Annotated in this window: 14 protein-coding genes; 8 read left to right on the top strand and 6 right to left on the bottom strand. The window is 59.6% G+C overall.

Going from position 1 to position 13,449, the window contains the following annotated elements; genetic code table 11:
• Positions 1-87: 87 nt before the first annotated feature.
• A complete protein-coding gene (locus tag EI290_RS20025) occupies positions 88-474 on the bottom strand; it encodes a four helix bundle protein (RefSeq protein ID WP_125433425.1) in 387 nt (128 codons plus the stop codon).
• Between the two features lie 31 nt (positions 475-505).
• Entirely contained in the window at positions 506-1,987 is a 1,482-nt protein-coding gene (locus tag EI290_RS20020; protein WP_125433424.1) for a helix-turn-helix domain-containing protein, read from the bottom strand.
• 203 nt (positions 1,988-2,190) lie between these two features.
• Here EI290_RS20020 and aceB point away from each other — a divergent pair, with 203 nt between their 5' ends.
• Together aceB and aceA are read left to right on the top strand one after the other, a co-directional pair.
• Positions 2,191-3,819, top strand: coding sequence for a malate synthase A (aceB, locus tag EI290_RS20015; RefSeq protein ID WP_125433423.1), 1,629 nt, complete (start codon positions 2,191-2,193; stop codon positions 3,817-3,819).
• 133 nt (positions 3,820-3,952) lie between these two features.
• Positions 3,953-5,239 (top strand): isocitrate lyase, encoded by a 1,287-nt coding sequence (gene aceA, locus EI290_RS20010; protein ID WP_125433422.1) that lies wholly within the window; start codon positions 3,953-3,955, stop codon positions 5,237-5,239.
• A gap of 219 nt (positions 5,240-5,458) precedes the next feature.
• Here the strand turns inward: aceA and EI290_RS20005 are convergent, their stop codons facing one another.
• Positions 5,459-6,190: a 2-phosphosulfolactate phosphatase gene (locus EI290_RS20005; RefSeq protein WP_125433421.1), complete on the bottom strand. Its 732-nt coding sequence runs from the start codon at positions 6,188-6,190 to the stop codon at positions 5,459-5,461.
• A gap of 128 nt (positions 6,191-6,318) precedes the next feature.
• Positions 6,319-7,425 (bottom strand): glycine cleavage system aminomethyltransferase GcvT, encoded by a 1,107-nt coding sequence (gcvT, locus tag EI290_RS20000; RefSeq protein WP_125433420.1) that lies wholly within the window; start codon positions 7,423-7,425, stop codon positions 6,319-6,321.
• 198 nt (positions 7,426-7,623) lie between these two features.
• Here gcvT and EI290_RS19995 point away from each other — a divergent pair, with 198 nt between their 5' ends.
• Genes EI290_RS19995 through EI290_RS19985 form a run of 3 tightly spaced genes read left to right on the top strand, consistent with a single transcriptional unit; the run spans position 7,624 to position 10,052 of the window.
• Positions 7,624-7,989, top strand: a complete 366-nt coding sequence (locus EI290_RS19995) for a CZB domain-containing protein (protein ID WP_185817086.1) — start codon at positions 7,624-7,626, stop codon at positions 7,987-7,989.
• A gap of 27 nt (positions 7,990-8,016) precedes the next feature.
• A complete protein-coding gene (locus EI290_RS19990; RefSeq protein WP_125433418.1) occupies positions 8,017-9,558 on the top strand; it encodes a sensor histidine kinase in 1,542 nt (513 codons plus the stop codon).
• A 50-nt stretch (positions 9,559-9,608) separates the two neighbouring features.
• Positions 9,609-10,052: a response regulator gene (locus EI290_RS19985; protein ID WP_125433417.1), complete on the top strand. Its 444-nt coding sequence runs from the start codon at positions 9,609-9,611 to the stop codon at positions 10,050-10,052.
• A gap of 148 nt (positions 10,053-10,200) precedes the next feature.
• Here EI290_RS19985 and EI290_RS19980 read toward each other — a convergent pair whose 3' ends face one another.
• Entirely contained in the window at positions 10,201-10,776 is a 576-nt protein-coding gene (locus EI290_RS19980; protein WP_125433416.1) for a ribonuclease HII, read from the bottom strand.
• Positions 10,777-10,900: 124 nt separating this feature from the next.
• A complete protein-coding gene (locus EI290_RS19975) occupies positions 10,901-11,143 on the bottom strand; it encodes a hypothetical protein (protein WP_125433415.1) in 243 nt (80 codons plus the stop codon).
• Between the two features lie 451 nt (positions 11,144-11,594).
• On the opposite strand from EI290_RS19975, the gene EI290_RS19970 reads away from it, so the two are divergent.
• The 3 genes from EI290_RS19970 (at position 11,595) to gatC (ending at position 13,447) form a co-directional block, all read left to right on the top strand.
• Positions 11,595-12,167, top strand: coding sequence for an NUDIX domain-containing protein (locus EI290_RS19970; protein ID WP_185817085.1), 573 nt, complete (start codon positions 11,595-11,597; stop codon positions 12,165-12,167).
• Positions 12,168-12,272: 105 nt separating this feature from the next.
• Complete coding sequence (locus EI290_RS19965) at positions 12,273-13,097, top strand: lysophospholipid acyltransferase family protein (RefSeq protein WP_125433414.1); 825 nt, start codon at positions 12,273-12,275, stop codon at positions 13,095-13,097.
• Positions 13,098-13,159: 62 nt separating this feature from the next.
• Positions 13,160-13,447, top strand: coding sequence for an Asp-tRNA(Asn)/Glu-tRNA(Gln) amidotransferase subunit GatC (gene gatC, locus EI290_RS19960; protein WP_125433413.1), 288 nt, complete (start codon positions 13,160-13,162; stop codon positions 13,445-13,447).
• Positions 13,448-13,449: the final 2 nt, after the last annotated feature.

Raw genomic sequence — 13,449 nt, 5'->3', positions numbered from 1 at the left:
TGAGTTATGCATGATGAATTAAGGGCGACACTTTCAGCAGGTGCGGGCCGGTGAAACATACTAGCCACACGGATACTACACCAGCAACTATACCGCCGGATCGGACGGCGAATCCTGACTGGGTTTGCCGTTTTTAGTGGTCAGCAGAATACTGTTCAGTATTTTGATCAACTCCGAGCATTGTGCTTCCAGGGAAGCAAATGCGGATTCCGGCAAATACGCATTGTCGTGCAAAAGACGAAGCCAATAGCGAGTTTCCCGGGCCTCTTTCGCGGCAATAGCCAGCTTATTGGCAAAGTCAGCCCGGGAACTACCGGCCATTGCTTCCTCCACGTTAGCCCCAATAGAAGTCCCGCTTCGCAACAGTTGCTTGGAGAGCACAAATTCCTTTTGCTCAGCCGTCAGATACCGATACGCCTTTACAATACGTGAAGCAAAGTCATACGATTTTACCTGAATAACCCCCTCTCTCATAACTCATAATCCAACATTCATAATTCACATATTACTGATTCACCAGGGCCGCCACGGCGGCTTCCAGCTCCTGCTGGCGCTGGCGGCGCTCAATTTCAATGGGGGCGGCGGCGCGTACTTCGCAGTTCGGGATGGTGCACCGCTCACAGGTCTCGTTCACTTCTTTCAATACAATGGCCGAGTCGTCAAGAAAGCGGATTTTCTGGCGCAGGTTGTCGTCGCAGAGCAGGCCTACGGTTACGCTTACGGCGGGCTCGGTAGCGGAACCCGCCCGGGCCAGCGTCAGGCACAGGTACTCGTCGCCGTTAGGGTACAAGGAGCGTTGGGCCCCCAGCGTATAGTTAGGGGCATGAGTGGCAGGTTGCTGGCGCAGTTCAGCAATCAGGCGCAGGGAAATCCAGCGGCGGCAGTAGTGCTCATGCAGCTCGTTGCCGTGGGGATTGTGCAGGCGCGAAAGGTGTAGCTCCTTGGTAAGCTTGTAGGCCGCCGAGGAATTGGCTTGGTCGAAGCGCAGAAAGAACAGGCTCTGAATGCCGAAGTGGCGCGGCAGCAGGTTGGTAATGCGCTGCATGAACATTTCAGGCGACACGGCATACTTCGTGAGCAGATCCAGCAGCAGCGTGGGCTCCCACTTTTTGGCGTTGAAGAAGCGCGTGAGGTCCCGCACCAGGGCTTCCTCTTCCATTAGCAGGGCCCCGGCAAAATAGCTGGCCTTGAAGTTGTTGAGCACCTCCTCAAATGAGCGCACCGGAAAAGAGGCATTCACGTAGGGCCGCTCTTTCAGGCCCACGTAGTTGAAGGCTACCTCCCGCCCTAGTACAAAGCCTTCCTGGGCACCACTCAGGCCCTGGCGCAGCAGCAGCCGCCGCGACTTTGGCTGGAACACGGAGCGCAGGCGCCCCAGGTGCACGTACTCATCCAGGCCGGTGCGGTCAACGGTGTACCCGTATTTGTGGCCCAGCACCCGCTCTAGTTGCAACCGGTCGAAGGGAGCAGCAGCGTTGAGCTTGTGCTCCACCAGAAACGTGCGCACATCCTGCTCCAACTCCTCGAAATAATTGTCGTGCATCTCCTGGAAGGAGCGGAGCGCGGCCAAGAAGAAGTTTTCCTGACGCATCTCATAGTTGCGGGCTATTTCGAAGAGCGTGCTGATGAAGGCATTCATCTTGGCCGGCGCGTCGGCAATGAGCTCCACAATGCGCAAGGGGTCCAGCCCGAACATATCCAGGGGAAACTCCTTCAGCAAATCCGACTGCAACAGTTCGGAAATGGGCTCGAGGCGGCGGCTGAGGGTGAGTGAGGTTAGCTGGTCGTAGCTAACCCCCAGCACCTTGCTCAAGCTCAGAATTTTATCCGCTTTGGGGTACTTCTTGCCCTTCTCAATCTCATTGAGGTACGACACTGATACGTCGCAGGCACGGGCCAGCTCGGCGGGCGTAAAGCCTCGCTCCTGCCGCAACTCGCGCAGCTTCAACCCAAAAATCAACCGGACCACCTGACCGTGACTCAACATAGCTAGTCTACTACTGACGGAAAGCGGCTGATGCCCTACAGGCTCAGCCACTTCTACTTGGAAAACCTGCAAATCTACGCTTCTGAGCCGGTTCTAAAAAATTAGCGAATTTTCGCTTGTTTGATAAAATTCGCTTCACTATGTTTGGTCTGTTCAGTCTGAACACCTGCTCATCTTCTGTCACTCCTAAATCCGCTTTGCTTATGTCGCTCTTCGCCGAACCGCAAACCATGCTGTCCCCCACTTACCTCACACCCGAGCGGGTGAAAGTGCTTGGCGCATACACAGCAGAGTACGCTGAGATACTGACGCCCTCGGCCCTGGCCTTCGTAGCCGAGCTGCATCGGCGCTTCGATGCTACGCGCCGGGCTCTGCTAAAGCGGCGTGAGGAGCGGCAGCAGGAGTTGGATGCCGGCAAGCTCCCCGATTTTCTGCCCGAAACCCGCCTGATCCGGGAGAAGCCCTGGACGGTGGCTCCGCTGCCTGCCGACTTACTGGACCGGCGGGTGGAAATTACCGGCCCGGTGGAGCGCAAAATGATTATCAATGCCCTCAACTCGGGAGCCAAGGTGTTCATGGCCGATTTTGAGGACTCCAACTCCCCTACCTGGGCCAACGTGGTGGAGGGCCAGCGCAACCTGCGCGACGCCGTACGGGGCACGATTTCCCTGAGCACACCCGCCAAAGAGTACCGCCTGAATGAGAAAACGGCCGTGCTGATGGTGCGGCCCCGGGGCTGGCACTTGGTGGAAAAGCATGTGCTGGTGGACGGGGAGCCCATCAGCGCCGCGTTGTTCGACTTTGGGCTGTACTACTTCCACAATGCCCATGAGCTGTGCGCCCGGGGTAGTGGGCCTTATTTCTACCTCCCCAAACTGGAAAGCCACCTGGAAGCCCGCCTCTGGAACGACGTGTTTGGATTTGCGCAGTGGTCGATGAAGATGCCGAAATGCACCATCAAAGCCACGGTACTTATTGAAACCCTGCCGGCCGCTTTTGAGCTGAACGAAATTCTGTGGGAACTGCGGGAACACTCGGCGGGCCTGAACTGCGGGCGGTGGGACTATATCTTCAGCTACATCAAGCGGCTGGGGCTGCGGCCGGAGTTCCGCCTGCCCAACCGCGCCGACGTAACCATGACGGTGCCGTTTATGGCGGCGTACTCCCAGCTGGTTATCCAGACCTGCCACCGCCGGGGTGTGCACGCCATGGGCGGTATGGCCGCCCAGATTCCCATCAAACACGACCCGGAAGCCAATGAGGCCGCCCTGGAGAAAGTACGCCAGGACAAAATTCGGGAGGCCCGCAACGGCCACGATGGTACCTGGGTAGCCCACCCCGGCCTGGTGCCGGTAGCCCTGGATGTGTTCAATGAGTTGATGCCCCAGCCCAACCAGATTACCAATAAGCGTGAGGACGTGCAGGTAGCGGCGCAGGATTTGGTGCGGGCCCCCGAGGGCCCCATCACCGAGGCCGGCCTGCGGCTGAACATTGATGTGGCAGTGCAGTACCTGGAATCCTGGCTGCGGGGCAACGGCTGCGTGCCGATTTATAACCTGATGGAAGACGCCGCCACCGCCGAAATCAGCCGGGCCCAGGTGTGGCAGTGGCTGCACACGCCCGGCACCACCCTGGCCGATGGCCGCCCCGTGACGGTGGAGCTCTACCGTAGCTTAGTGCCAGAGGTGCTGGCCCACATCAAAGCCCAGGTAGGGCCCGAGCCTTACGAAGCCGGCCGCTACCTGGAAGCGGCCCGCCTCTTCGACCGGATGGTGATGAGTGAGCAGTTCGTTGAGTTTCTGACGGTGCCCGCCTACGAGCAGCTCAATTAGCCCGGCCCCCAGGGCTGAAGCCCTGGGGCCTTAGTCGTATCCCTCTGCTTTTGCCTTTCGCAACCCGCTTTTTGCAGCGGGCAGCTACCTCTTTGCCTTCACTTTTCCCTATTTCCCTAACCCATTTACCGCCATGAACAAGCAGGAACAAATTGCCGCCATACAACAGGATTGGGCCAGCAACCCGCGCTGGAAAGGAATTGAGCGGCCGTATTCGGCAGCGGATGTGCTGAAGCTACGCGGCTCGGTGCAGGTGGAGTACACACTGGCCCGGCGCGGGGCCGAACGGCTCTGGCAGCAGTTGCTTTCCGAGGAATATGTGGCCGGCCTGGGCGCGCTTACGGGTAACCAGGCCATTCAGGAAGTGCAGGCGGGGCTGAAGGCCATCTACCTGAGCGGCTGGCAGGTGGCGGCCGACGCCAACGGGGCCGGCCACATGTACCCCGACCAAAGCCTTTACCCCGCCGACTCGGTGCCCAACGTGGTGCGCCGCATCAACAACGCCCTGCTCCGCGCCGACCAGATCCAGAGCGTGTCGGGCGAGGGGGAGGTACACTGGCTGGTGCCCATTGTGGCCGATGCCGAGGCCGGGTTTGGGGGTAACCTGAACGCCTTTGAGCTGATGAAGATGATGATAGAGGCCGGGGCCGCCGGAGTGCATTTCGAAGACCAACTATCCTCGGCCAAGAAGTGCGGGCACCTGGGCGGCAAGGTGCTGGTGCCTACCCAGGAAGCCATCAACAAGCTGGTAGCCGCCCGCCTAGCCGCCGATGTACTGGGCGTACCCACGCTGGTAGTAGCCCGCACCGACGCCGACGCCGCCGACCTGCTCACCTCCGACGTGGACCCGCGCGACCAGCCCTTCGTGCTGCAGGAAGCCGAGCGAACCTCCGAAGGCTTTTTCCGGGTGCGCTGCGGCGTGGAGGCTGGCATTGCCCGCGGCCTAGCCTACGCTCCCTACGCCGACCTCATCTGGATGGAAACCTCCCACCCCGACCTGGAGCAGGCCCGCCAGTTTGCCGAGGGCATCCACGCGCAGTTTCCCGGCAAGCTGCTGGCCTACAACTGCTCGCCTTCGTTCAACTGGGCTGCCAAGCTGAGCCCGCAGGAAATGAGCACGTTCCGGGAGGAGCTGGCGGCTATGGGCTACAAGTTTCAGTTCATTACCCTGGCCGGCTTCCATGCCCTCAACACCAGCATGTTCGAGCTGGCCACGGCCTACCGGGAGCGGGGCATGGCCGGCTACTCCGAGCTGCAGCAGCGGGAGTTTGCCCTGCAGCAGCAGGGCTTCCGGGCCGTAAAGCACCAGGCCTTTGTAGGTACCGGCTACTTCGACGCCGTGCAGAACGTGGTAACCAGCGGCCAGGCCAGCACTGCCGCCCTAATCGGTAGCACCGAGGAAGCCCAGTTCAACCACTAATCACGGATTTAGCCGGATTTTTCGGATTTCACGGATTTAGTGGCCGATTGTGGCACATGCTTTAGCTTGTGCAGTGTACCACAAAGTAGATCCGAATGATAATAAAAGAGGCTTGCCGTGTGGCAAGTCTCTTTTGTTGATAGCACTATTTCTGAGCAGGATTCGGGGTACGGCACAAGCTAAAGCATGTGCCACAATCGGCCACTAAATCCGTGGAAATCAATGCAAATCCGCGGTAATTCGTGAGCCGTCGAAGATAGGCACCAGCTGGTACTCGTCTTGGCGGATGCAGAACTCCATGTCTTTGTGGGCTTCGAGGCTGTTGAGGCGGCGTACGTGGGAGGACTTCAGCAGGTAGCCGGTCAGGTCGGGTTCGGCGGCGCGCCACAGGTCGAGGGCGGCCAGAGTGGCATCGGAGCCGGTGGTGTCGAAATCGGCTTGCAGACGGGCGGCCAGTGCCCCGCCGAACAAGGTGTCTTCGAGGCAGAACTTGCCTTTCCAGCCGGCGCACACTACTACCACGTCCTTCTGCAGTTGGCGCAGGTGGTCAGCCACGGCCCCGAGGTTCAGAAAGGCCCCCACCACAATTTCATCGGCAGCCGCAGATAGGTGCAGGGCCCGGGTGCCGTTGGTGGTAGTAATGGCCACCGCCCGGTCCCGCACTGGCACCACCCCATCCAGGTAACCAAAAGGCGAGTTCCCCAGGTCCACGCCCTCGGCTTGGCGGCCGTCCCGCTCGGCGGCGGTGAGGTAGCCGGCCGTGGCCTGTGCCCGACACGCCTCCAGCTCACTGAACGGTATCAGATGTGTGACGCCCTGGGCCAGCGCCGTGACGATGCTGCTGGTGGCCCGCAGCACGTCCACCACCACGGCCACCTTACCGCGCAGGTCGTACAGCGGCAGCAGCTCGGGCGAGAAGCACACGTCGAGCGTGGGGAGTTGATTGGTCATATTCAAGCAAAAAGCTGTCATCCTGAGCTTGCGAAGGACCTTATTACGTCAGCACGAGTCGTATAACCGATGGTCGTGCTGACGTGATAAGGTCCTTCGCAAGCTCAGGATGACAGGTGAGTTAAGTATTACGCCTCCTCAGTGCCAGGCACGAAGGGCAGCTTGGTAACGGTGGCGGGCAGGTTTTTGCCGCGTACCTGCACGAAAATCTGACTACCGGGCTTGCTCAGCTCGGTTTGCACGTAGCCCAGGCCCACGCCCTTGCTCAGGCTCGGCGACTGGGTGCCGCTGGTTACCTCCCCAATCACCTCCCCGGCCTCGTTTACCAGCGGGTAATGGCTGCGCGGAATACCCGGGCCGTCCATCAGGAAACCCACCAGCTTGCGCGTTACGCCGGCATCTTTTTGAGCTTTGAGGCCCTCAGAGTTGGTGAAGTCTTTGGTGAACTTGGTAATCCAGCCCAGGCCCGCCTCCAGGGGCGAGGTGGTGTCGGTGATGTCGTTGCCGTAGAGGCAGTAGCCCATTTCCAGACGCAGCGTGTCGCGGGCCCCCAGGCCGATGGGCTTGAGGCCGTAGGGCTGGCCGGCCGTCATTACGGCTTCCCATACCTGCTGGGCGTACTGGTTGGGCACGTACAGCTCAAACCCGCCCGCGCCGGTGTAGCCCGTGGCCGAAATGATGACGTCGGGCGCGCCGGCAAAGGTGCCCTGCACGAAGGAGTAGTAGGGAATGGCGCTCAGGTCGGCGTTGGTGAGGCCCTGCAGGGCGGCCGTGGCTTTGGGGCCCTGCACGGCAAACAGGCTCATCTCCTCCGACACGTTCTGCAGCTCGGCGCCCTCAGTGTTAAACTGCTGAATCCAGGCCCAGTCCTTGTCGATGTTGGAGGCGTTGACCACCAGCAGGTAGTCCTCATCGGCCAGCATGTACACCAGCAAATCATCCACAATACCGCCTTGCTGGTTGGGCAGGCAGCTGTACTGGGCCTTGCCGGGCGTGAGCTTGCTGGCGTCGTTGCTGGTTACGCGCTGAATGAGGGGCAGGGCCTGGGGCCCGCGCACCCGAAACTCACCCATGTGCGATACGTCGAAAATACCCACGGCCCGGCGCACGGTGTGATGCTCTTCCAGGTCGGAGGAGTAGCGCACGGGCATATTGTAGCCGGCAAAGGGTACCATTTTGGCACCGAGCTGCTGGTGCACATCATTGAGCGGAACGGTTTTGAGCGACTCGGACATGGGTGGAGTGAGAATGGGAAGGTTGAACAACCAAGTGCCACCGGTAAAGCAGCGGCAATGGCCGGGCGAAAGTAGCCAATAATGCCCGGCCTATCACCCCAATCCGGGGTTATCTTTGCGGCAACTGTCGAGCTACAGGCTGGCCCCGGCGGACCTTTTTACTGCCATTTTTGCACCAGTGGGCGTATACTTCTTCGTATGACCGATGACCTGAAACAGGAGTTTGACGCCGCGCGCATTAAGCATCTGCATTTTAAATCCAAGCTTCGCTCCTTTCTCTACGGCAGCAATACCGACGAAGCCCCCATCCGCGACCCAACACTCTGCTCATTTGGTCAGTGGATTACCGGCTATGCTCTGGCCCGCTATGGCCATTTGCCCGAGAGCCGGGAGCTGGACGCCGTACATATAAAAATTCATCAGGAAGCTAACCGCCTGATGGACATGGCGCAGCAGGGTCAGCAGGATGCCGCCATTGCTGGTCTCACAGAAATTAACCGCCTGGCCGATCAGATTATGCAGTTGTTGCGTACGATAGAAGCCGCCGCGCGTAGTGGCACCTAACTGCTTCCATTCCGCCGCCGTTTCTGCATGAAGTTTAAGCTCTCTACCAAATTATTCGCGGGCTTCCTGGTGATTTCCGTGCTGTTTGCGGCGGTGGTGGCCATCAACTACCAACTCTCCCGAGCGGTGCTGCGCAACTCCCAGCGGGTGGAACGTTCCCAGCGCATTACGGGCGAGGCAACCACCCTCATGCGCAATATCATTGACATGGAAACCGGCTTCCGGGGCTACCTGCTCATTGGCAACGAGGTGGTGCTGGACCCTTACTACGAGGGGGAGCGGAACCTGCTGGGCCGGTTTGCGCAGTTGCGCAACGAGCTGACACTGGGTACTCCGCAGTATGAGCGTATGGTGCGGGCCCAGTACCTGTTTCAGCAGTGGGCAGCGTACTCCCATTTACTGATTGGCGAGAAGCGGGAGGCCATGCGCCGCAACCCCAACCAAACCGGCCTGGACGGCCTTGAGCACCGCAACCTCACCACCGACCTAACCGGCAAAATCCTCATGGACCAGATTCGGGTGCTGTTTGCCGTGTTTGATCAGGAAGAAGCCGATATCCGCATCAAGCAGCGCACCAAGCTCCAGAGCAGCATCCGGGAAACGCGCATTTTGTCGGTGAGTATTACGCTGGCCACTATTTTTCTGGGGCTGCTGTATGCCGCCTATATGGTACGGCTGTTTTCCCGGCGCATTAGCGGAATGGTGCAGCAAGCCCAGCGCATTGCCGGCGGCGACTACTCCACCCAGGCCCACGATACCGCCGACGATGAGCTGACTACCCTCACCGAGTCGCTGAACGTTATGACGGATACCATCAATACCAACATCCGGCAGCTGGAGCGCCGCAACCAGGAGCTCGACCAGTTTGCCTACGTGGTGTCGCACGATCTGAAAGCACCGCTCCGGGGAATCGAAACCGCTTCGCGCTGGATAGAGGAAGATATGGACCAGAGCCTGCCCGAACACATCCGGGAGTTTCTGCTGCTGATGCGAACCCGCGTGAGTCGCATGGAAAACCTGATTACGGGCATTCTGGACCTGGCCCGCGTGGGGCGTACCCTCCAGGCGGATGAGGCCGTGTTCGTGCGCCAGCTGCTGCGCGAAATCATCGACTCCCTGGAGCTGCCCGCGGGTTTTGAGGTAGAGCTGCCGTTTTATCTGCCTACCATTCATACCAACCGCGTACAGTTGCAGCAGGTGTTTACCAACCTCATCAGCAACGCCGTTAAGTACCACCACCATCCGGAAAGCGGCGTAGTCCGGATTGGCTGCGTGGAGGGCCCTAAGTTTTATACCTTCTCGGTTGCCGATAATGGTCCCGGCATTGCCCCCGAATACCACGAACGAATTTTCGTCATCTTCCAGACGCTCACGGAGCGCGACACCCTGGAAAGCACCGGCGTGGGCCTGGCTATTGTGAAGAAAATTGTGGAGCGTCAGGGTGGGGCCATTCACGTAGAATCTACTGAGGGACAGGGAGCTACTTTTATCTTTACCTGGCCCAAGGAGCCCCACCGACGTACCGATGTGCAAGTAAATAAGGCCCTCAGTTCCGCCGCAACACGGTAATTACCGTATACACTCCTGCCGCTGGCGGCCATTATCCTGTGTACTCACTTATGAACTCTGAAGCGGACCAACCCAGCATTCTACTGGTTGAAGATGACCAGATGGATATTATGAACGTGCAGCGGGAGCTGCGCAAGCACAACGTGACCGTACCTCTGCATGTGGCCCGCAACGGACGTGAGGCGCTCAACATGCTGCGGGGCGAAAGTGGCCAGGAGCGCATTCCGAAGCCCAGCGTGGTGATGCTCGACCTGAATATGCCCCGCATGAACGGCCTGGAACTCCTGGAAATCCTGCGTTCCGACCCCGATTTTGTGGGTCTTAATGTATTCATCACCACTACCTCCGACCTGGAAACCGACCGGCTAAAAGCCCAGGATCTGGCCGTAAGTGGCTACATCATTAAGCCGCTTAGCTTTGAAAGCTTCGGGGAGGGTGGCACTTCCGTCGACGGATTCAGCCTGTTTCTGGACCTGCTGCGGCTGAAGGAGTAACCGAGTAAGAGTAAGACCAGTTGTCATGCTGAGCAGAGCGAAGGACCTTATTGCACTTGAACGACTACCGTAACAACGACTCGTCCAAGTGCAATAAGGTCCTTCGCTCTGCTCAGCATAACAGCCGGTCTTACTCAGTTACTCTATTCTACAACAGCCGGAACCCCAAGCGGTGATGGGTGGTGGGGCCATACTCCCGGATGGCAGCGCGGTGCCGGGCGGTAGGGTAGCCGGCATTCTGCTCCCAGCCGTACTGCGGGTGCTCGGCGGCCAGGGCAGCCATTCGTTCGTCGCGGAACGTTTTGGCCAACACCGAGGCCGCGGCAATACTTCGGTACAACCCATCTCCTCCAATAATGCAGGTATGTGGCAGTGTGGCGTGCGCCCGAAACCGGTTGCCATCTACCAGCAGGTGCGTGGGCGGCACGGCCAGCTGCGCCACTGCCCGGTGCATGGCCAGGTAGCTGGCCTGCGCAATATTGAGGCTGGCAATTTCCTCGGGCGATGCTTCAGCCACGGCCCAGGCCACGGCCTCCCGGCAGATTTCGGCGCGTACCACTTCCCGGCGCCGGGCCGTCATTTGCTTGGAATCGTTCAGGTACTGAGGGGCAAAATCGGGCGGCAGTATAACGGCCGCGGCAAACACCGGTCCGGCCAGGCACCCCCGCCCGGCTTCATCGAGGCCCGCCTCCAGGAGCTCACCCGTATGGGAAACACGTAACATGGGGCAAAAATACTTCTTATAAAGAGTGAGTCAACAAACGAAGACGGGAGACTGTCGTTCCGGCACGTAGCCTTGGAACGACAGTCTCCCCTCTCTGCTTATTTAGTGTTGTCTCGCTTCGTTATCAGTGACGACCAGCCGTGGAGCCGGTTTCGGGCGAGGAGGATTCGCCCCGACGGAAACCCTGCTTGTCGCGGGGACCTTCGTCCAAGTCTTCGTCTTCGTCCGTGGTAATGTATTCGTTTGAGGTAGGGCCCAGCCCCCCGGTATTCTGCACCAGGGCCGATTCAGCTTCGGCGTGTTTCAGGTTGAAGAGCGGGTCGCCGGGTTGAGCGGATGCGTTGTGGTTTTTAGGTTGATTGGCCATACACAAAGAGAGCAGCAGCCGGGATGTGAACGACTGGCAAAGGAATGGTACGCACCCATTTTGCCCAGGGTTGAGTTCGGGCGCCTACAGGATTTGGGCCAGGAGCCGAGCTGCGGGTCAGGCATTGGCCTACCCGCAATAAAAAAGCCGCTGCCCGAGGCAGCGGCCTTTTCCGTCGCATTGGCTGGCAAAATTCCATTCATCCACCCTACTCCTTTTGCCGGGGGCCAACACTACGCGGTAAGAGCCTTCCTTTCCATAAACCCTACACGCGCTGAATAATTAGTAAGTCAAAGGTAGAATATTGCGTAGGCCTTGGTCGTTTTATTTGATAAACGCTATATCATGCCCGGCCAACGGCAGATTCCGCCCGGCGAGGGACTATCTGTTGCCCGTCACATCTGGTCGGGCTGTACCTTTGGCCCCTACCCAAGCATTCTCTACCTTACCCATGGCCGCTTCCTCAGCCCCCGAAATCGACGAGAGCTACAACCCCTGGCAGGTGCACAGCTCCGAGCTAAAGTACCAGAACCCCTGGATCAGGGTGCGCGAAGACCAGATTACCAACCCGGCCGGCAACCCGGGCATCTACGGGGTGGTTTCCATGAAGAACAAAGCCCTGGGTATTATTCCGGTGGATGCCGACGGCAATACCTGGCTGGTGGGCCAGTACCGCTACACGCTTCAGGAGTACAGCTGGGAAATTCCGATGGGCGGCGGCCCCGTGGAACTGGATATTCTGCAGTCGGCCCAACGGGAGCTGAAGGAGGAAACCGGCCTGCTGGCCCACCGCTGGACCAACATCATGCGCCTGCACACCTCCAACTCCGTGACCGATGAGGAAGGCTACGTGTTTCTGGCCCAGGAACTGGAGCAGGGCGAGGTGGAGCCGGAAGAAACCGAGGACCTGCGCCTCTGGAAGCTGCCGCTGCAGCAGGCCGTGCAGCTCGTTATGGAAGGGCGCATCACCGACGCCATCAGCGTGGCGGCCTTGCTGAAAGCGGCTCGCCTGCTCGGTATCTGAACCAGGCGGGCCGACCAGCGGGCGGGTTCATGCGTTGCTCACGTGGCCGGCTGCAGATTAGCGGGCTTTACTGGTTTCCATTCATTACCCTGTACTTTTGTGCCTATGTTGCGCCTGCTTCGCTATATCGGTCACCGGCTGTACACTACCTGGGCTACCTTCTGGTTTGTGATGCCCTTCGTAGTTACGTACCCGCTGCAGTGGTTTCTGAGCCAACGTCCGCAGCGGCACCGCTACCTGCACGCCCTGAACCGCGCCTGGAGCCGGTTTTCGATGCTACTATGGGGCGTGCCCATCGAAACGGTGCGCCACCAGCCGCTGCCCGCGCCGCAGCCCTGCGTGTACGTAGCCAACCACAGCTCCTACATCGATATTCTGCTGCTGTTCCGTACCATTCCCGGCTGGTTGAACATCATCGGCAAAAGCTCCCTGGCAACGGTGCCGCTCTGGGGACCAATTTTCGGCAGCGTGTACATCACCGTCGACCGGGACAGTGCCGTGAGCCGGGGCCGGGCTATGGTGCAGGCCCGCCGTACGCTGGAAGCCGGCCGCTCGGTGGTTATTTTCCCGGAAGGCCGCATTGGCAAGCACCCCGGCCAGCAGCTGGATGAGTTCAAGGAGGGCGCTTTTCAGCTGGCCATTGCCACCGGGGTGCCGGTTGTGCCAATTACGATGCCCCTGAACCACCGCTTCATGCCCGATGTTCCAGGCCTGCGGGTACGCTATTCACCCCTGGCCATTATTGTCCACGCGCCCCTCTTTACCACGGGCCTCACGGTGGCCGATGCGCCGGCGCTCAAACAGCAGGCCTACGATATAATTGCCAGTGCCCTGCGGCCCGAAGCCGGCGGTATTCCGGAAGCCAGCACCTGGCGCCGCGCCCCCGTAACGGCCGCCCCTCCGCCCGTTCGGGAGCGGACGTCGGCCTGAGCCATAACTCCCGCCCCGGACTTTGTACTTTTGCCTTTCTCCCGACTCTATTTTTCTGTATTGTGAGTACCGACCTGAACACCCTCCGGGGCCTGGCCCACTTGGCCCGCCTCGAATTCGACGCCACCAAAGAGCAGCAGATGCTGGGCGACCTGAATAAGATTCTGGACTGGGTTGACCAGCTGCGGCAGCTGAATACGGATGATGTGGAGCCGCTGGTGCACCTCTCCCAGGAGATAAACGTGCTGCGCCCCGACGAGGCCCACAACACGGTGAGCCACCAGGCTGGCCTGAGCAATGCGCCCCGCAAGGACTCCGATTATTTCCGCGTACCCAAAGTACTGGACTAGCT

Origin of the sequence: Hymenobacter metallilatus, assembly GCF_003944705.1 — a bacterium.
Taxonomy (GTDB): domain Bacteria; phylum Bacteroidota; class Bacteroidia; order Cytophagales; family Hymenobacteraceae; genus Hymenobacter; species Hymenobacter metallilatus.
Note: the sequence above shows the minus strand (reverse complement) of the source record. Positions and strands in the feature narration are given on the sequence as shown.

Bases quoted from the DNA above. Each gene is read 5' to 3' on its own strand.
- EI290_RS20025 (WP_125433425.1), bottom strand. From the start codon at position 474: ATGAGAGAGGGGGTTATTCAGGTAAAATCGTATGACTTTGCTTCACGT.
- EI290_RS20020 (WP_125433424.1), bottom strand. From the start codon at position 1,987: ATGTTGAGTCACGGTCAGGTGGTCCGGTTGATTTTTGGGTTGAAGCTG.
- aceB (WP_125433423.1), top strand. From the start codon at position 2,191: ATGTCGCTCTTCGCCGAACCGCAAACCATGCTGTCCCCCACTTACCTC.
- aceA (WP_125433422.1), top strand. From the start codon at position 3,953: ATGAACAAGCAGGAACAAATTGCCGCCATACAACAGGATTGGGCCAGC.
- EI290_RS20005 (WP_125433421.1), bottom strand. From the start codon at position 6,190: ATGACCAATCAACTCCCCACGCTCGACGTGTGCTTCTCGCCCGAGCTG.
- gcvT (WP_125433420.1), bottom strand. From the start codon at position 7,425: ATGTCCGAGTCGCTCAAAACCGTTCCGCTCAATGATGTGCACCAGCAG.
- EI290_RS19995 (WP_185817086.1), top strand. From the start codon at position 7,624: ATGACCGATGACCTGAAACAGGAGTTTGACGCCGCGCGCATTAAGCAT.
- EI290_RS19990 (WP_125433418.1), top strand. From the start codon at position 8,017: ATGAAGTTTAAGCTCTCTACCAAATTATTCGCGGGCTTCCTGGTGATT.
- EI290_RS19985 (WP_125433417.1), top strand. From the start codon at position 9,609: ATGAACTCTGAAGCGGACCAACCCAGCATTCTACTGGTTGAAGATGAC.
- EI290_RS19980 (WP_125433416.1), bottom strand. From the start codon at position 10,776: ATGTTACGTGTTTCCCATACGGGTGAGCTCCTGGAGGCGGGCCTCGAT.
- EI290_RS19975 (WP_125433415.1), bottom strand. From the start codon at position 11,143: ATGGCCAATCAACCTAAAAACCACAACGCATCCGCTCAACCCGGCGAC.
- EI290_RS19970 (WP_185817085.1), top strand. From the start codon at position 11,595: ATGGCCGCTTCCTCAGCCCCCGAAATCGACGAGAGCTACAACCCCTGG.
- EI290_RS19965 (WP_125433414.1), top strand. From the start codon at position 12,273: ATGTTGCGCCTGCTTCGCTATATCGGTCACCGGCTGTACACTACCTGG.